Below are 19,800 nucleotides of genomic sequence, written 5' to 3'. Positions count from 1 at the left end.
CTTTATTGAACAGACTCCACACCAACCATTTATAGATTCTATTTGGGTATAGTATCAGATGGAATTGTTTGAGGCTGGGGAACGATGGTATCCGTTTTAAACGGTTCAGTATCCGGCAAAGAGATAGGAGGCTCAGGTTCCGTTGGCTTGACATCTCCTACGGGAAGATTTGCATCGTCTTTAGGAGGGGCCGGCTGTATCGTCTCAGGTTTTACTTCCTCAACTGGAGGAGCAGTTTCCTGTTTTAGATTCTCTTTGGGTAATTCTGGCGTTGGTTTAACTTCCTCTGATGGCAAAACCTCTTGCTTGGGTTCTTCAATTGGAGCTATAGGTTTTTCCTCTAGTGGTTTTGGTTTTGCCTCTTCCGTCGGGATTGCCTCTAGTTTAGGTTCCTCTTTGAGAAGTTCGGGTTGTACTGGTTCGGTCTTCAAATCTTCTTTAGCAGGGACTTCCGGTTTGGGTTCTTCATTAGGCACCACAGAATTCTCCTTTAGAGGTTCAGGCTGCACCGGTGCGGGTTTTACTTCTTCGACCGGAGGCGCTAATTCTTGTTTTCTCTCCTGAGGAGCAACATTTTCTTGTGCTGGAATAGAATCTGCTTTGACCGGTTCCGGCATCACCTCCTGAGGTTGCGTAGTTGGAAGTTTTGCCGCGGAATCTGTTGTTACAGGTTCTATTATTGGGGCAATGCTATCAGGTATCTTTGGAGATGGCTTCTGAACATCAGGTGTAAAATTAGAGTCCTCTTTTGGAACGACCTTTTCTTTAAGGTCTTCCCGGATAGAACTGGAATCTTCCTTTATCGGCAACGGTTCTATAGCGGGTTTATTTCGATCTGGCGGCGGACCGGAAAGAATACCATCGCCCTGTTGACGCATTTGTTCCATCTCCTTCTGCCTCTCCTTTAGATTAGAAGATGGATCCTGATAATAATCCATTTCTTCTTCAGCCGCTTTCTTTGATTTCTTCTTTTTGCTCTTTTCTATCACCGGTTCCGGGATAACCTTTTCATCATTTGCCCCGTCCTGATCTACTCCCTTTCGGTTTCTTGACTTGTTCTTTTTATAAGGATCCTCCATTTGCAATTGATGTCCCAACGAATCCGGGAGATTGGTGGAGTCGTTCGGCATTAAAGAATCGAGCGGCAATTCCACCGGTTCGGAAACTTCAATTCTAGGTTCGGGGCGCGCACGTACTACACCAGACTCTTTATCTTTCATATAACTGACAAAATCTTCCCGATTGAGCGAGGATCCCAGTGTGTAATAATAGAATCGGTTATTGTCCCCTTTAATCTTACGCTTATCAGGCGAAGTTGCAGTGATGAGTTTATTTACATCGTTGTAAGAGGAAAGGATGTTTAGCGTACCGGGCCTATATTCAAAGTAGAACCAGTCTTTAGTTCCCGTTTGTAAATAGATTGTGAGCACGTCTCCTCCTTCCTTATATTGAAATTCGATATAACCTTCTAGTTTTTTATTGATTACTTTCTTACCAATCATTGCGACACCCAACTTACCCACCGAGCGAAGAGACAAGTCTTCTTTATCAAATACAAAATTTACATCGCTAAAAACCATATTATGCGTTAAACCCTTTGGGCGTTTTACGAAAGCTCCGGACTGATTAAAATCCTCCAACAACTTGCGATCGTCCTTTTCGTCCATCAAATCGCTTATAGCCTTCTTCTGCGCTTCACTTTCATAGCTGATATCTTTTTGGTCTGCATTGTCACCGACCATAAAGAACTCCATGCGATCCTGAATTTTATCATCTAAACGAGCATCTATACCCAAGCTAAGATTGAACTTAAATATACCGCTGTCTAATTTAGTTTCTATTCTCCCGGCTGATATAGTTTTTATAACTCCCAGATTCACTCCCAAATTTATTTTGCCTTCAGCATTGATTGCCCCGTTGACATCTCTGTATCTAAGTACGTTCCCCTGAATTGCTTTTTCCCGGATTCTTTTTTCATCGCCAAAAAGATATTCACCATTAGGTTCCTGAGCCAGAATACCCGTAGCCTGAAAAATGGTTAAATCTTTATTATCCAGCTTAGGCGATAATAGAGTAGCGTACATAGTTGGCGCCTCTGGATTGGGGCTGAGATGAATACCTGCAGACAAAAGATTTCCATTAGCATTACGCACGGTGGTGTCATACCTCAATCCCAGCGTATCGCGGTTTACATCTTGGTCAATAAAGAAATCATCGGTAACTGCTTTGGGGTATTTTAGTTCAATTTTTGAGTATCCCTTGAGCCGTATAGTTGGGTTTACGGCCAGAATATTAATCTCTCCGTTGAATTTCACATCAGGGTATAAAACGAAGTTTTGTTTCTCATCAATGATAGCACGGGCTTCTAGCCTGTAAACATCCACCTGCTTTCGCTTCTTCCCTTCCTTATCTAACTTGCAGGAAATATCACCGAAGTTCACTGTCTGTTTCAAGTCCTTAGTGGTATATGTATAATCCCCAACTGCTTTTAGCTCTGTTTTGCTGAATATATCCACCACACAATTTTCGAAGGTGTGATTTTTATTAATGGTATCTGCCACAATCACTGCATTCCGCAATTGATGCATCCGTGCTTCTTCTTCTATAATCACTACGCCACTATCCGGAATAACGAGGGCATCAGCTACCCGTATTTCGGGAACCTGCTCCACGCGAAGAAGCGATGAAACCAAGTTGTAAGTAGCACGTTTACCCAAGAAATTCAAACCCTGCTGTTCCTTCTTGGTCGAGGTAAAATATTCACCGGGGCCATCTTGCGGGGCTTTGAAGTCGAGAATTTTCTGATCCATAAACCACTTAAATTCGTTGATAGCAGTGGTATATTGATTGTATGAAAAGTCAGTAGGAATGTTCTTTTGATTAGAAACAAATTCACCTATCCGAGTCTTGAAGTCAACCTTTGCCGAAACATCGGGAGTCTTAAAGGTTACCTTATCGCCGGTGGTTTTAATGTTTAAGGAAGCAGTATCGGCTGCAAGGTCCATTGTTTTAAATACAAATTGGTTGGATGCTAAGGTAGCTTCGTTCCAATCTAGTGTTCCGTTTCCATTCAACCCTTTATCCGTTAAAAGCAGGTCCCCTTTGAAAGTTGTAAAGCCATCATCGTACATAGCAAAGGGAAGATCCTTATTAAGCATACTGATAAACATGCTGTCATTCGCCGGACGCCAAAAAATCATATCTGAAACTCCCAAAACCGCCGGGGTTTGAACACCTTCAAATGTCTTAGCGATTGCAAACGTATCTGTTGTTGCCCGTAGCGAATCAGGATAGAGGCGCACGTCATCCGCCTTGAACTCTGCCGTACTGTGCGTAATCCTACCGCTACCCTGTAAGCCACTGTAATTCAATTCGTATTTACCATAGTACTTTCCCTTCCCTCCATATAAATCATATCCCTCCGGTGGGGTTTCTGACTTAAAACCAAGAGAGCCATCCCGTTGCAGGTGTATGCTGTCATCTATTTCGGGGAAAATTCCGCCGGATACAAGCTTGCCGGACCAGTTAATAATATCCGGGTTAAAATTGTTTAAGCTATCAAGTTGAAAAGGCTCAATTTCAAAGAAGAAACTTTTACGTCCGTAAGCCCCTTTGGCTACTTCGGGGTCATCGTAATAGACAAAAGATTTATCGCGGCTATATAGCTTCGGAAATTGTGTCAGACGACTTCGTCCTGATTTATTGATCGGAGCATCAATCTCAAGTAATCCTTTGATTCCTTCCACCTTGGATTTCATCGGAACCAATATTGGCCTTCCCATAAGATCAGTCCTGTTGCTGCTGTCCGGAAGGTATAGCCTCATGGTATCTACCTTCGTAAGTTCAACAGTGAAAGGGGCATATTGGAACTTAAACTTTTCTCCTATTAAATCGGTTCTTCCAGCGAAAACTACTCCATCAAACTCCATGTTTCGATCTTTCTGCAAGCTGACGCTACTATCCCTTGGATGAAAAAATACATAGGCCGTATCGCTGATCGGCACCTCAAAAACACCTTTCAAATCAATGTTGCTGTTCCCAAGATTAATAAAGTCATTGCTGGATTTTGGAGCCGATTTAATTTGAATAATGTCATAATCAATTTTCTTGGCGTTAGCAAGGACATAATTCAATGCCTTATCCTTAATAACTATCGTACTCTGATCTTCATTGTAGCCAATAAAACCATTCTCCACCAAACTGTATAGCAAGGACTTTACTTCTCCATCTTTCAAATTGGGATCCAATGCCTTTGCAAAATCACTCACGTTGATTTCCCTGTATCCTATTTTCTCATACAACTTCTTCAAGACAGAAAGCGGTTCGTAGAAAGCTAGTCCCTGGGTCTTCCGAATTACATCCTTACTGAAATAATTTACTGATTCATATATGCCGGGTTTATGACCAACGCCCGAAAGAATTTTCAAATTCAGAATGGGGGAATCAACATTCCAGTAAATCGCATCCGTCAAGAATTCATAGTTGTGATAGGAATCTACAAATTTTGCCTTCCCCATGCCGGTTTCTCCGCGAAGAAGCCGCATTTCCTTCTTGGCCACTTTGTAAACCAAACTCAATTGAGGATGATAAATGGAGTCTGTACCGAAGTAGATAGAAATCTCTGCTCTATCTGCACTTAATTCCTCTCCTTTTTTGATAGAAATCGAATTTGCCCTGGCCGAAAGAACTTTTGTTTTGCCATCCGCCGCATAAAATGTCAGCATGGGCTTTTCAAACATGGAACTGCTACCCAAAACTTTGCTTCCATTCAAACTGAATCCTCCGGTATATGAAACATTGGGGGCAATATCCTTAATCGTTATACCGGCAGTGTACGAATCGAATCGTGGGTATGTAATTCGCGAAGAGTCAGAGGGACCGGAAACCAATTTATCCGTAAGCCTTCCGATGAGTGGAAAATTGAAATAGTCCTTATAATAGAAAGTAACGGTATCAACGACATAGCCGAAACCAGTGACATTCACTGAATAGTTATTGAAGGTGCAAAACACTTTAGAAGGATCTAAGCCAGACCGCGCCCAATCTACCTTGCCCGACTTACCCGCCCATCTCGTTTCCAAAGGGAAATAATCGCCAGAGGTTTCATGAACATAAATCGTATCTCCGGTAGTAGCACCTATCAAATTAGTTGTAGAAAATCGGACAAGAGGCTTTTGGTCTTCATAAAGCAGCCTATAGCTATTGGCATCTACCTTCCATGTTTTAGCATTGGTTGAATACAGCGTATTCTGTTGAAAGAAATTATTGGAGAACTCTATAAACTTAAGAAACTGGTTGTTGTCGCCTTTCTTCTGATTTTTAATTACTTCAGTCAGTATCCTGTTCCATTCAATAAAGTTAGACTCTGCCTGCCCACTTGCCGCCAAGTTCATCACCGCATTAATGTAGTTATAGTAATATGGTGCAGGTGACATCGTACGCGAAAGCATGGCATTGCAGGGTGTAACCATACTTTCGATAAGCGTATTTGATATCTTACCCTCCTTCTGCATTTTTTTAAATGCAGCTATTGCTTCAATATTTTTATCCGCCCTTCCGGCAGTCATAAACCGGTCTAACTCCTTCACAAATTCGTCTGGGTCTTTGGGAAATGAGGTGAGTGTTTGAGCCCGTAACGAAAGGCACAATACCAGTCCAATAAATGTTATAAAAGATATTCTCATCCTTATATTAATCAGTTTAAGAGCGGGAAAATGTAATGGCCGACCAATCCTCCTTCCTGATGACACTCCTTTCAGAAAGTCCTAGATTTTCAGCGGCCTGTTTTATATCCAACTCATCGTTTCTTAGAAAACCACTCACAATTAGAATCCCTTTGTGCGGCAAGATACTGTTCCATTTTTTAATCATATCCAGAATTACATTCCGGTTGATATTGGCTAAGATAATATCAAACTTTTCTTCGGGCACTAAGATATCACTGCCCCGAAATGATTGAATATGAGTGCATTCGTTTCTTTCCACATTTTCGACACAGTTATTAAACGCCCACTCTTCATGGTCTATTGCCAGAACTTTCGCAGCTCCCATCTTTTCAGCTAAGATAGCCAATACTCCGGTACCAGAGCCAAAATCCAATACTGATCTTCCTTTAAAATCTTCCTGAAGCATTAGTTCAATCACTCCGGCGGTCGTCGCGTGGTGTCCTGTACCAAAGCTCATCTTCGGTTCAATCACTAATTCCAATTCTGCGTTCAATGGTTCATGAAAAGGGGCTCGAATACCTACCCGGCCAGCTATCATTATCGGTTCAAAGTTTTTTTCCCATTCCTCATTCCAGTTCTTATCTTCTATCTGTGAAGAAGAAAACCGGATATGTCCCAGATCATCTATCATCAGGATTTCTGCGACATTCAATTTTTTGATTTTCTCGGTAGGAACAAAAGCCTTTAAAGATTCTTCCGTTTCCTCGTATCCTTCAAAGTGATAATCATCGAGCAATGAAATCAAGATGCTTCTTTCCACTTCATCTTTAGTAAAGAATTCAAACCCTGTATATATCATCCGGCTAATTCAATCAGTGTGAGAAAATCTTTTGCTTTAAGCGAAGCGCCGCCTATCAAGCCACCATCTACATCAGTACAGGCAAACAATTCACCGGCATTCTCCGGTTTGCAACTTCCACCGTAAAGAATCCGGATGGACTGGGCCAATGATTCGGAAACTTTGCTCTTCACTTGTTCGCGAATGAAAGCGTGCATCTCCTGCGCTTGTTCGGCAGTGGCGTTTAAGCCGGTACCGATTGCCCAGACCGGTTCATAAGCGATTGTAACGGAATTCAAATCCTTTTCAGATAAACCAAAGAGGCTCTCGTCCAATTGTCGCATCACGTATTCCTTTTGGGAATTGCGCTCCCTGATTTGCAAGGGTTCTCCACAACAGAAAATTGGTTTTAAGTTATGTTTCAGAGCGATGGATAGTTTATCTTTTAGCAAGGGATGGTTTTCTTTGAAATATTCTCTGCGCTCGGAGTGACCAATCAATACGTATTCTATTCCTGCACTTTGCAATTGCATCGCTGATACTTCGCCAGTAAAGGCTCCGCTTTCTTTATCACTGCAATTCTGTGCGCCTACTTTTACAGTTGAATCTTTGAGGATGTTATTGACCTCAGACAAATATAGGTAGGATGGGAACAAGATAGCTTCGCAAGTACTTGAAGCAGAAAGATTCGCCTTTATATCTGTTGCCAGTTTTGCTGCCTCTCCGGCACTCAGGTTCATCTTCCAGTTACCTGCTATAATCTTTTTTCTCTTCATTACTTAAAATGTTTTCTGTTTTTTTCTTCTCGTTCATAAACCGTTTGCAGGATTTTTCTGTCCGGCTCTTCCAATTTCAGTCCGCGCCTTTCCATCATGTGTTGGGCTACTTCTATTGATTTCTCAAAAGAAAAAGTTCGTAGCCATTGTGCGCCGCCCCAGCTAAAGGAAGGAATAAATTTGGGCGGAAAGTCGCCGCCGAATATATTGGCCGAAACACCCACTACCGTTCCGGTATTAAACATTGTATTGATACCGGTTTTAGAATGATCGCCCATAATCAAGCCGCAAAAGGTGAGGCCGGTGTCCATAGACCGTCCATCGCGATAGCTATATACCTCCACATTTCCATAATTATTTTTCAGGTTGCTGTTGTTGGTGTCGGCGCCCAAATTGCACCATTCGCCCACGACTGAATTGCCCAAAAAGCCATCGTGCGCCTTGTTGCTATATCCAAACAATACGGAGTTATTGATTTCTCCTCCTGCCTTACAGTGCGGGCCGAGGGTAGAGGGGCCATATATTTTGGCGGCCATCTTTAGCGCCGCATGTTCGCCGAGGGCAAAGGGGCCGCGAACGACACAGCCTTCCATTATTTCGGCATCTTTACCAATATAAATCGGTCCGGTGGTTGTGTTCAGGATAGAACACTCGACCCGCGCACCTTTTTCCAAAAACAAGTTAGCAGCATTTCCTAACAAGGTATTGGTTTTGCTTAATGGCTCTGACGTTTTTCCTTTCGTAAGCCATTCATAATCCTTTATTAATGCCTCTCCATTCTTTTGAAAAATGTTCCAGGGATGTTCTATCAAATTAACGGTACCGGTATATTCTATAGCCGTAAAGCCACGGGCGATGGCTTCAAAATTTTCGTAGTTGAGATGCTGTTTTTCAGTTTTGAAAGCAAGTAGGGTTCCATTATTTGTCAGCGCTTGAAGCGCGCCCATCCTCTGAACTGCCTCCATCAGTTTTTCATCTGCCAGCAAGGAGCCGTTGATATACAAGGCAGGGGCAGCTTCGGGAGCTAATGGAAATTTATCTTGCAGATAGGCTTCGGTCAGCGTAAAGGTTTTTTGTGCCAATAAATGTTCCCATTTTTCGCGGAGCGTCCATATCCCTACTCGCATTTCGGCCACGGGACGGGTGAAGCTGAGCGGCAGCATGTTTTCCCGATTGCGACGGGTATCAAATAGCACTACATTCATGCGGCTAAAAATAGAAAGTTCCTTTAAGTGAGTTGATTTCTATCTGATAGTTGCGGGAAATAGTGCGGGGAATAGGGTAATGACCGGGCGCATTGGTTTGAAAGATTTTTGGTTTGGTGGTTCCGGCGACGGAGGTTTGGTGGTTGGGCTAAGGGTAAAACGAATTCGGTGAAGCGCAAAAGGAACTCACTGAAGCACAAAAGGAACTCGCCGAAGCACAAAAGGAATTCGCCGAAGCTCAAAAGGAACTCACCTAAGCGCAAAAGGAACTCGCCGAAGCGCAAAAGGAAGTCACCTAAGCGCAAAAGGAACTCACCTAAGCGCAAAAGGAAGTCACTGAAGCGCAAAAGGAAGTCGCCTTGGGGCTATAAAAAAGAGGGAAAATGGTAGGGACGAGGGTTTTTTGTGTTAAAATTGATTATTTTGAATGATTTTCATTATTTTTAAAAATAAAAGGTGCGTTGGAGCGAGGATTTGGGGTATTAGGTTCAAAATATTGAACCCATGCGGATGAAGGTGGGAGAAGGGCCCTAACCCTTCAAAGGGGAAGCCCCCAAAATCAGTCCACCTTTTTTAGGACGAGGCAGGGCAAATAAAAGGAAGACGGGTTTTATCATTTAGAACCCGCTTTGGAAGACATCTCGGTGAAGTACTGGTAGAAGTAGGGCAGGGTCTCGATGCCTTTGTAGTAGTTGAAGAGGCCGAATTTTTCGTTGGGGGAATGGATGGCGTCTGAGTCGAGACCAAAGCCGAAGAGGACGGATTTGATGCCCAACACTTTTTCGAACATGGTGACAATCGGAATGCTGCCGCCGGTTCTAAGAGGGATAGGTGTTTTGCCGAAGGTCTTTTCCATAGCCTTGGCAGCGGCTTTATAGGCAATGGAATCGGTGGGCGTAACGGCGGCCTCGCCTCCGTGATGGGGCATGATTTTGATTTTGACATAGGGCGGTGCTATCTTTCTGAAATGTGCTTCAAACAGTTTCATGATTTTTTCGCTCTTCTGGTTGGGAACCAGGCGCATGGAGATTTTTGCAAAGGCCTTGGAGGGAAGAACGGTCTTGGCGCCTTGTCCGGTGTATCCGCCCCAGATGCCGTTCACGTCCAGTGTAGGACGAATGGATACTCTTTCTAAGGTAGAGTAGCCGGTCTCGCCTAATACTTCGTCAACCTCTAAATGATTTTTGTATTCGTTGATGTCGAAGGGCGCTTTGGCCATTTGGTCGCGCTCGTGTTTTGAAACTTCCTCTATGTCGTCATAAAAACCAGGAATAGTGATGCGGTGGTTTTCGTCGTGCAGCGAAGCAATCATGTCGCACAGGACGTTTATTGGGTTGGCGACTGCGCCGCCATAGACACCGGAATGTAGATCGCGGTTGGGGCCGGTTACTTCTACTTCGAGATATGCCAAGCCGCGCAAGCCGGTGGTGATGCTGGGGGTTTCGTTAGAAATCATGGAGGTGTCGGAAATCAGGACGACATCGGCACTCAGTTTTTCTTTATTGGCCAGAGCAAAGGCTTCGAGGTTGACGGAGCCAACTTCCTCCTCTCCTTCTATCATGAATTTTACGTTGCAGGGCAGCCGATCATTTTTCATCATCATTTCAAATGCCTTGACGTGCATGTACATTTGTCCTTTGTCATCGCAGGCGCCGCGAGCATAGATATCCCCGTCTTTGACGACTGGTTCAAAAGGGGGTGAATTCCAAAGTTCATAAGGGTCCGCAGGTTGAACGTCGTAGTGACCATATACTAAAACGGTCGGTAGGGATTTGTCTTTGATTTTTTCTCCATAGACCACCGGAAAGCCTTTGGTTTGGCAAACCTCGACTTTGTCGGCGCCGGCTGTTTCTAATTGTTTTTTTATGAAGGCGGCAGCTTTGTTTACATCCGCTGCAAACTTATCATCTGCACTGACGGAAGGGATGCGGAGTAGTTCGATGAGTTCGGCAAGAAATCTGTCTTTGTTGTTTTCTAAGTATGGCTGTAGTGTTTGCATTTAGTTGGTGTTTTTATCTGTGTGATATTTATAAATAAAAAAGGCTTCGTCGCCTTTGATGGGCTGTTCCATTGTTCGGTAAATCAAATCCCAACGGCTTAAAAACTCGGGGTGTTGAATGGGTGCGTTCAGTAATAAGATAACGCTATCAAGATTACTGAATTTTTGTTGAGCAATGTAGGGCGCATAGTCGGAACTATACTTCATATAATTATGAAAGAAAGTGGTGTCGAGGTAAACAAAAGTTCCGAAGCGCTGCTGGTCAGCATACCAGACCGGTTTATGATCAGGCAAGTAGGGAACCACCGCCGAAGCTGCATAGGAGCGGTGTCCTACGATTGTGTAGTTGTATAGTTGGTTCCGGTTGATAAACTCAGCGGCATTTTTTGCATCGCTGAAGGTTCGCTCCCAATCTTCTTTCACAAAGTTAAAACCCTTCAAAGCCTGCACACCGAGCATCAAGCTGAACAATATGGCGCCCCCTGTTTCAATCCATTTGAATTTTTCAAATTTCTTTATCGGCTGATATCGCATCGCCAGTGCATAGGCTGCTGCAAGAAAAGTGAGTAAGAATCCGTGATGACGAAGTGTGCCCTGAAATTTATAGGCTACAAGATAGCTATAGCCAGCCAAGCCAACTGCTAGAAAAAGTAGAACCATCGGTTTGCGGAAAAGAGCTAAAGCAAGAAGTATATAAAGTACGATTCCCCAGCCCGAGTCTTTATTAAGCAAAAGGGCATTGCCAAAAGCGGAAGAAATGGCTCCCATTTTATCCGCTGCTATTTTGGTGTAGTCAGATTCCATACCTGCGCTAAGCAAGAGTGCAATAGTAGCTATAGCCCCCAGCCCCATTATGGCTAACGACGCAAAGATTTTAGGGTTAAATTTCTTTTCACGAATGATTTCAATCAAATAAATCAGCCCCAAACCTCCACCAGCACAAAATGCGAGCACATTGGTTTGAAATAATAAGAACATCAAGACACCGAAAAGCAAAGGCTTTTTAAACCGGTCTTCGTAAATGGCAACAATTGCAAAGAGCAAGAGCCCAACCATGCTATAGTTTCGCGCAATCACTGCGAACTCATATAGGAAGAAGTAAGAAAAAATAATAGCAATTCTAAGATAGATTGGAACCCGGCTTTTAAATAGTATCAGCCAGGCACAGCCAATAGCAATCAAGGCGTGGATATATCCTACGACGGCATAAGAGAACCCCATCTTTGCAAAAGGCATCAGTATCAAATACCAAAGTGGTGGGTGTCCTTCGTTTGGCAGATATTGAAATAATCCCAAGAGGGAATTGTCGCGGGCAATTAACCAACTCTGAGCTTCATCGCGCCAAGGTTCGTGGTTTGATACCGTATAAAGAACTATCAGAGAATAAATCGCGAATAATGCCCAGTTGGCATAAAGTTCCCAGTCAAGTTTTGCTGCATTTGCTTTAGGGGCAAGAGCAGCCGGTTTGGTCTTTTGTTTTGAGGGTTTGTTGGAAGCCATTGATTTAATGACTATTTCATCTTTTAAAGAATGAAACAGGTTTTGGCGATCTTAATTCTTTAACATGGACAATAAGGTTTCCAGTTTCGCTTTCAGGTCTTTCCTTTCAACGATGAAATCCAGAAAACCATTTTCCAACTGAAATTCAGAGGTTTGGAAACCTTTGGGCAATTTCTTTTTAATGGTTTCTTCGATTACCCTGGGTCCGGCAAAACCAATCAAAGCACCTGGTTCAGCAATATTAAAATCACCTAACATAGCAAAGGAGGCGGTTACCCCTCCGGTTGTGGGATTGGTCATCAAGCTGACATAGGGGATTTTCGCTTCAACCAGTTGATTCAATTTGGCGGATGTTTTAGCCATCTGCATCAGTGAAAAGGCCGACTCCATCATGCGCGCTCCCCCAGATTTGGAGATAATCATGAATGGAGCTTTATGCTTTAAACAATAATCTATGGCTCGAGAAATTTTTTCTCCCATCACGGAGCCCATAGAGCCTCCTATAAACCGAAAATCCATAGCGGCAATTACCAAAGGGTCGCCACCACAAATGCCGGAGGCCACTCTCATAGATTCTTTTAAGCCGGTAGTTTCTATGGTATCCTTTATTCGCTGACCGTAGGGTTTCAAGTCTGTAAACTTCAGGAAATCAGTTGGAACTAAATCAGCGTATAGTTCTTCAAAATCATCATTATCGAAAATCAAACTAAAATAGGCTGCAGCATCAATTCTTTCATGGTAATTACACTTGGGGCAAACATCCAAATTCTCATGAAGCTTTTCTATTAGCATGGTGCTCTTGCAATTCTTGCACTTATGCCATACTCCTTCCGGAGTTTCTTTCTTTTCTTCTGTCGAGGTTTCTACACCTTTCCTAAAGCGTTTCCACCAAGGGAGTTTTTCTTCCATGATTATGCAATAGTAACGTCTTTACTTAAATACACATCCTGAACTGCGTTCAGGAGAGCAATACCTTCCTTCATAGGTCGCTGGAAGGCTTTTCTTCCTGAAATCAAACCCATACCACCGGCACGCTTGTTGATGATGGCTGTTGCAACGGCTTCAGACAGATCCGATTCACCAGTAGATGCCCCTCCGGAATTGATCAATCCCACTCTTCCCATATAACAATTAGCCACCTGATAGCGACAGAGGTCAACCGGATGATCTGTAGTTAACTCAGAATAAACCTTCTTGTGGGTTTTGCCAAAATTGATGGCTGTAAATCCGCCATTGTTCTCTGGTAGTTTTTGTTTGATAATATCAGCCTGAATGGTAACCCCTAAATGATTTGCCTGTCCGGTTAAATCAGCCGCTACGTGATAGTCTTTCCCGTCTTTCTTAAAGGCCGGGTTTCTGAGATAGCACCAAAGCACCGTGGCCATACCCAATTCATGCGCATACTCAAAAGCCTCAGCTACTTCAACAATCTGACGCTTAGATTCTTCGCTGCCGAAATAAATGGTTGCGCCAACTGCTGTCGCACCCATATTCCAAGCATCCTTCACTTTCCCAAACATAATTTGGTCATAACAATTCGGATAGCTGAGAAACTCATTGTGATTAATCTTGACAATGAGTGGAATCTTATGGGCGTATTTTCGTGCTACCATCCCAAGGACACCGAAAGTGCTCGTCACGGCGTTGCACCCCCCCTCTATAGCCAGTTTTACAATATTTTCAGGGTCAAACATAGGCACATTAGGGGCAAAAGATGCACCGGCGCTGTGTTCAATTCCCTGATCCACAGGAAGGATTGATACATATCCGGTTCCGCCCAAACGTCCATTTCCTATAATTTGTTGTAAACTTTTTAAGGTCTGGATATTCCGGTTAGATTCTTTCCAGACTTTATCAATAAATTTCTTGTTTGGAAGGTGAAGTTGATCTTTGGATATCGTTTTTGATTCGTGATTAAGAAGGTATCCAGTTTTTTCTTCTCCTAATAACTTCGCAATGTCCTCTCTTTTCATTTACAGATTTTTAGAACGGCAAATGTAAAAATTTGAAGAAAAGGTTACAGGAACCTGATTACTTCATTGATAAATTCTTGTGGCTTTTCAGCGTGCACCCAATGACCCGCTGCTTTAATCTCAGTTAATTCATGGTTTGGGAATAAAGAAGTGAGTTCCGAATAGTTAGAAGGATTGATATAGTTGGACGTTTCTCCTTTGATAAATAAGGTTTTACCTTTGAAAGTATCAGAAGAGTTCAGCGCGCCGGAAATGATTTGGTAATTCTTGTTCAATGAATCCAGATTAAATTTCCATTCAAAATGCTTTCCCTCTTTATCCCGATTCAAACCTTTCAATAAAAACTGAACAGTAGATTCATCTTTCAATTGTTCACGGAGCGTGTGTTCTACTTCTTCTCTACTCTCCGCGTCATGCACTTTAGAGTCATATAGGGCCTTAAATACATCGTTATGATAGTCACCGTAAGCCGTCGGAGCGATATCTACCACAATTAATTTTTCTACTTTTTCAGGATGATTCAGCGCAAAAGCCATGGCTGTCTTCCCTCCCATCGAGTGGCCGATGATATGGGCCTTTTCAATTTGGTGTTGCGCAAAGAAATCCAATAAGTCGTTTGAAAGAAGCTGGAAATTAAATTCATCACTGTGAGGAGATTTGCCGTGGTTCCTTTGGTCAATGATATATACCTGAAATTTATCCGACAGCTTTTTGGCAATAGTTTGCCAATTATCCAATGAGCCAAAGAGTCCATGTAGAATCACAACCGGAAACCCTTCCCCGAATGATTTGTAGTTCAATTCCATAAAAGTTATCAGAACATTTTACTCCGTTTTAACAGGAAGGGAGTCAGGACTTGACGAAAATCAAGGTTAATATCTGCCTCTACAAAATCTATTTTATATTGACCACAGCGGAGCTTTAGTTCTTTTTCAAAATTCTTCATCTGTTCTACATAAAAACTCTTCACTTCGTTTGAATGTAGTTTCACCTTTTCACCCGATTCCATATCAATGAACTCGTAAGGACGGTTTTCAAATTCAAAATCCAATTCCTTTTGTTTATCCACCACATGAAAAAGTATCACTTCATGCTTATTATATTTCAAATGCTGCAAAGCCGAGAACAGTTCATCACTTCCTTCTTGGTCCATATTGTCAAACATATCGCTGAAGAGAATAATCATGCTGCGGCGGTGAATGGTATCGGCAATCTGGTGAAGACAGCGAGCAGCCGAAGTTTTCACGTTCAAAGGTTTCTCCTTCAGAAGATTCTCCAACTCAGCGTAGAGTAGTTGATGATGCTTCGTACTTGATTTCGCCGAAGTATTGACTAATACTTCATCGGTAAAAATGCTAAGCCCGGCGGCATCGCGTTGCCGCTTGAGCAAGTTGATGAGCGCCGCAGCAGAATAGACCGAAAAACGCAATTTATTCGTCTTGGCATCTTTATCATTCGGAAAATACATAGACGAAGAAGCATCAATCACAATCTGGCAACGCAGGTTGGTTTCTTCTTCAAAACGTTTTACAAACATTTTGCCGGTCCGGGCCAAGACTTTCCAGTCCAGATGGCGGGTTGATTCGCCGGGATTATAAAGACGATGCTCAGCAAACTCGACCGAAAAACCGTGGAAGGGAGATTTATGAAGACCAATAATAAAACCCTCTACAACCTGGCGAGCCAGCAGTTCAAGGTTTTCAATTTCGGGAAAATGATTTAAGTCCGGCATAGAGCGATGGCGGCGAAACTAAGAAACCACAAAGACACAAAGAGCGCAAAAAATCTCTTTGCGCTCTTTGTGTCTTATCTATTCGTTTTGCTACTAAGAAAGATGCTTGTTCAGCATAGCCACTAGGCTCGCCTTGGGAACCGCGCCTACTTGCTTATCAACTACCTGCCCGCCTTTGATGAAAAGGATGGTGGGAATATTGCGAATGCCATATTTCATGGCTGTTTCTGGATTGCTGTCCACATCCACTTTGCCAATGAGGGCTTTGCCTTCAAACTCCTTCGACATTTCTTCAATAATCGGAGTGAGTGCTTTGCAGGGCCCGCACCATTCTGCCCAAAAATCTATCACTGCTACTTTGTCATTGTCAAGAACTTCAGTCTTGAAATTGCTGTCGGTTAATTGTGTTGCCATGTTTTTAATTTGTTTTTAAATCGGTTTTGAATTTGCAAAAGTAACCCTCAAGGTCAATAACCATGCCTATGCCATATTTACTTTTCAACAGGTCGTTTTGTCAGTTCTTTCTCAATAGCATCGGTCAAACTGTCGCTTTGGGGCTTGGTCCAAGGAAAAAAGTAATCTACCACCTGACCGTTTTGGTCAATAAGATATTTCTGAAAATTCCACAGCGGATATAGCTTCATCCCTACGAGGCGAGATTTATCTGCCAGATAATGATAAACAGGCTGCGCCTGTTTTCCCTTCACGATACCCTTCTCAAAAATGCGGAAAGTAACTCCGTAGTTATCCTGACAAAACATCTCAATCTCTGGGCCGTCCTCTGGTTGTTGGTAAAAATCATCAGAAGGAAATGCCAAGATTTCAAAACCCCGTTCTTTATATTTAGAATAGAGTTCCTGCAAATGCTTTAATTGAGGAGTCAAGCCACAATGAGAGGCGATGTCTACTACTAGCAACACCTTACCCGAATATTGTTTCAGTTCTACCTTGGCGCCCCCCAAGTCGCGTGCCACGAATTCATGTATGGTCTGATGCTTCATCATTCTATTTTGCTGTTAAATATACGTTTGAGCAATCAATTTATTCTAAAGTTAAATACCACCCCCAATATAATCCCGATATCTAAACGAAACATAAAGACCTGAAAAGTAAAATTGATTTTAGAATTCTATTCGACAAAAAATTACATTTTCGCCGCTCAATTTTGAACCTAAAACTTTAAACATGGCTACTCCAATCCGCGACTTTATTACCCATCATTATCGCCACTTCAACGCAGCCGCGCTGGTGGATGCTGCAAAGGGTTACGAAACACACTTGGCAGAAGGAGGCAAAATGATGGTGACGTTGGCCGGCGCAATGAGCACGGCTGAATTGGGTATTTCTTTGGCAGAGATGATTAGGCAGGATAAAATTGCCATCATCTCCTGCACCGGTGCCAACTTGGAAGAAGATTTGATGAACCTAGTGGCACATTCTCATTATAAGCGCGTTCCCAACTATCGCGACCTTTCGCCAAAAGAAGAATGGGATTTGCTGGAGAATGGCTTTAACCGAGTAACCGATACTTGTATCCCTGAAGAGGAAGCCTTTCGCCGCTTGCAAAAACATATTTATGAGTTGTGGAAAGATGCCGACACCAAAGGGGAGCGCTATTTCCCACATGAATTCATGTACAAAATGATTCTGAGCGGAGTGCTAAAACAGTATTATGAGATTGACCCGAAACATAGCTGGATGATTGCCGCTGCCGAAAAGAACATTCCGATTATCTGCCCCGGTTGGGAAGATTCTACAATGGGAAACATTTTCGCTTCCTATTGCATAAAGAACGACATCAAAGCTACCACAGTTCGCGGAGGGATAGAGTATATGGTATGGCTCAGCGATTGGTATCGCAAAAACAGCAGCGGTAAAGGAGTTGGTTTCTTTCAGATAGGCGGGGGCATTGCAGGTGATTTCCCGATTTGCGTCGTACCTATGATGTATCAGGATTTGGAATGGCATGATGTTCCATTCTGGAGTTACTTCTGCCAGATTTCAGATTCGACAACTTCTTATGGCTCCTACTCAGGTGCAGTACCCAATGAAAAGATTACTTGGGGAAAACTGGGCATTGATACTCCAAAGTTTATTATTGAGTCTGATGCGACTATCGTGGCGCCATTGATTTTTGCTTATTTGTTAAAATGGTAGAACGGTTTACCGATTGAACCTAATTGTTTTCCTACCAATCCAACCATTTTCTGATACAGAAAGGCACCATACACCCTACAAAGCTAGCTAAGTCTTATTCAATCTTTATATAGTCAATCTCGGTCTTTTTGTCCTTTACCAAAAATGGAATTTCAGATTGAGAAAAATACGTTCCGTCTTGATAGAATGGTGAACTTATCCAAAGGAACATATACTTATCGGGTATTTTTGCCATCTCTTTGGTAATCACCGCTTGCTCATAACCATCTACCAGAAATCGAACATGGTCTGGATACCAATATAATTCATAGGTATGAAAGCGGTTGAAGAAAAGCCGGTTGATATTTCCACCGGGAATATTGAGTTGATGGTTGTTTAGACGGTTCACTTTATACTTCCCCATGTCCTTCATCTCACCGGGTTTCATCGCTACATTAGGGTTGCGCATATAATCCACAATAGAGTAATTGATAAAACCGTTATCGTCCCACATGGTATTGACATTATCCTGACTGGTCCAGAATTCAAAATCAATTTCAAAAGGTTGATTTCCAGCCCCGTTGAAATAGCGATAAGGGTTATTGACCGTATCCGGTATTTCGTGGTCGCGTTCATAGAGCCACAGATTATGGATAATGCCATTGGGGGTACCGGTTGAGTTAATCATCTGTGCAAAGCGCGCGCGAACAGTGAGGTGTCCATATTTAAAAGAAGGGCCAAACAAAAACTCACCCCATGTTTTTTGATAATTCGTCGTAGTGGATTTAGGGATGTCAAGAACCACTCCGTTTGAATCAATATGGAAATTTTCCTTACGCACTCCGTAATCAGCTTTCACATAGCGAGAGTTTTCGCCGAAGTGGCGGAAAAAATCACCTACTTTCCATTTTTCACTGATTGTGTTCCTAAACCAACCGGAACAGGTATCACAAAGTTTTTTCTCATCGCGGTCTTTAGGGATATAGATATGATTGGGCGCTAAATCATTTATTCCGTCAAAATATTCATCTAGAAAAACAAATTTGAAATGTTGGGGTGGCGTGTAAGCCATTTGGTTGAAGTACTTATTGCCTTCATTTTGTAATCGGTCTTTCTGCACCACAGCAAAAGGATTTACCTCCTTCAAGTCTAAAGCATCATTCATTAATAATTCATCGCGGTTGGTCAGCGCCAGCACCATAAACTCATAGTTGCCGGGACGAGCTGGGTCTTTATGTGGCTCATTATTGAATTCTCTTTTTGGGTTCATCCCAATGTGGTAGGGAATTTTTACAATCGTTGAATCAAAAGCAGCGATACTTACGGAAACAACCCGCGATGCTCCGTAATAATTATCGAGATAATCTTCCTGTTCCATGTTTATTGAATCATTCGTTGGATACCAGTAGGAAGTGTTTTGATAGAACAAACGCACATAAAATATACGGGAGGAAGACGCAGTATTTCTAATTGTTACACTGGCATAGGCGGAATCTTTCGTCAAACAGGTATTCGGAAAGCAGACCTCTGCATATTTCCATGATTTGTCAGAAGTGTGATAAACACATTCGGGGCTATAAACATGCGTGTATTGCAGATGTAAAGAAGATGAATACCCAAGCGGTTCGAAAGAAGTGATAAAATCAGCGTTCCCCTTCTCGAAACTTTGTGCCAGCGTATCCCCTTTATAATAATCGTTGGGTAATTGATAAAGCAGGTATTTATTGTCTAGATACCTATGGAGGGTTCGCAGCGGTCTGTCTTTGCTCTGCGGTGGAATACGATGCTTTTTATAAGTGCGATAGGTGAGAGACAGAGCCACCGAAGCAGAAACAACCAGAACAAATATCAGTATGAAGATTCGCTTGATAGACATGCGGGGGTAAGAATAAGGCATTTCATTAAAGCTAAAAACTTGTTCTTGAAAGAGGGATAGGCTGTATGTATATGAATGAAAACAAAAGAACCATTCTCA

General features: G+C 42.6%; 14 protein-coding genes. 1 reads left to right on the top strand and 13 read right to left on the bottom strand.

From position 1 onward, the window contains the following. Positions 1 to 38 precede the first annotated feature (38 nt). From IPP77_13510 to IPP77_13455, 12 genes are all read right to left on the bottom strand, one after another. Positions 39 to 5,684, bottom strand: coding sequence for a hypothetical protein (locus IPP77_13510; protein MBL0310642.1), 5,646 nt, complete (start codon positions 5,682 to 5,684; stop codon positions 39 to 41). Positions 5,685 to 5,700: 16 nt separating this feature from the next. Further along, complete coding sequence (prmA, locus tag IPP77_13505; protein MBL0310641.1) at positions 5,701 to 6,525, bottom strand: 50S ribosomal protein L11 methyltransferase; 825 nt, start codon at positions 6,523 to 6,525, stop codon at positions 5,701 to 5,703. Further along, entirely contained in the window at positions 6,522 to 7,280 is a 759-nt protein-coding gene (locus tag IPP77_13500; GenBank protein ID MBL0310640.1) for a triose-phosphate isomerase, read from the bottom strand. Before IPP77_13500 ends, prmA begins: the two co-directional genes overlap by 4 nt. Next, entirely contained in the window at positions 7,280 to 8,485 is a 1,206-nt protein-coding gene (locus IPP77_13495; protein MBL0310639.1) for a GlmU family protein, read from the bottom strand. The genes IPP77_13500 and IPP77_13495 overlap by 1 nt, the downstream gene beginning before the upstream one ends. A gap of 613 nt (positions 8,486 to 9,098) precedes the next feature. After that, positions 9,099 to 10,484 (bottom strand): dipeptidase, encoded by a 1,386-nt coding sequence (locus IPP77_13490; GenBank protein MBL0310638.1) that lies wholly within the window; start codon positions 10,482 to 10,484, stop codon positions 9,099 to 9,101. After that, a complete protein-coding gene (locus IPP77_13485) occupies positions 10,485 to 11,984 on the bottom strand; it encodes a hypothetical protein (protein ID MBL0310637.1) in 1,500 nt (499 codons plus the stop codon). It lies immediately after the preceding gene. A gap of 51 nt (positions 11,985 to 12,035) precedes the next feature. After that, complete coding sequence (locus IPP77_13480; GenBank protein MBL0310636.1) at positions 12,036 to 12,893, bottom strand: acetyl-CoA carboxylase carboxyltransferase subunit beta; 858 nt, start codon at positions 12,891 to 12,893, stop codon at positions 12,036 to 12,038. A gap of 2 nt (positions 12,894 to 12,895) precedes the next feature. Next, entirely contained in the window at positions 12,896 to 13,957 is a 1,062-nt protein-coding gene (locus IPP77_13475; protein MBL0310635.1) for a class I fructose-bisphosphate aldolase, read from the bottom strand. A 44-nt stretch (positions 13,958 to 14,001) separates the two neighbouring features. Next, positions 14,002 to 14,763: an alpha/beta fold hydrolase gene (locus IPP77_13470; protein MBL0310634.1), complete on the bottom strand. Its 762-nt coding sequence runs from the start codon at positions 14,761 to 14,763 to the stop codon at positions 14,002 to 14,004. 8 nt (positions 14,764 to 14,771) lie between these two features. Further along, positions 14,772 to 15,689: a DUF58 domain-containing protein gene (locus IPP77_13465; protein MBL0310633.1), complete on the bottom strand. Its 918-nt coding sequence runs from the start codon at positions 15,687 to 15,689 to the stop codon at positions 14,772 to 14,774. Between the two features lie 93 nt (positions 15,690 to 15,782). Continuing rightward, positions 15,783 to 16,103 (bottom strand): thioredoxin, encoded by a 321-nt coding sequence (trxA, locus tag IPP77_13460; protein ID MBL0310632.1) that lies wholly within the window; start codon positions 16,101 to 16,103, stop codon positions 15,783 to 15,785. A 77-nt stretch (positions 16,104 to 16,180) separates the two neighbouring features. Continuing rightward, positions 16,181 to 16,690, bottom strand: coding sequence for a glutathione peroxidase (locus IPP77_13455; protein MBL0310631.1), 510 nt, complete (start codon positions 16,688 to 16,690; stop codon positions 16,181 to 16,183). A gap of 184 nt (positions 16,691 to 16,874) precedes the next feature. On the opposite strand from IPP77_13455, the gene IPP77_13450 reads away from it, so the two are divergent. Next, entirely contained in the window at positions 16,875 to 17,846 is a 972-nt protein-coding gene (locus IPP77_13450; protein MBL0310630.1) for a deoxyhypusine synthase family protein, read from the top strand. Positions 17,847 to 17,940: 94 nt separating this feature from the next. Here IPP77_13450 and IPP77_13445 read toward each other — a convergent pair whose 3' ends face one another. After that, positions 17,941 to 19,701 carry a glycoside hydrolase family 16 protein gene (locus IPP77_13445; GenBank protein ID MBL0310629.1) on the bottom strand — a complete coding sequence of 587 codons (1,761 nt, stop codon included), beginning with the start codon at positions 19,699 to 19,701 and terminating at the stop codon, positions 17,941 to 17,943. Positions 19,702 to 19,800 lie beyond the last annotated feature (99 nt).

It is taken from the genome of Bacteroidota bacterium, from assembly GCA_016722375.1.
Taxonomy (GTDB): domain Bacteria; phylum Bacteroidota; class Bacteroidia; order Chitinophagales; family LD1; genus Bog-950.
The sequence above is the reverse complement of the archived record's forward strand: the minus strand, read 5'-3'. Positions and strand labels throughout refer to the sequence as shown.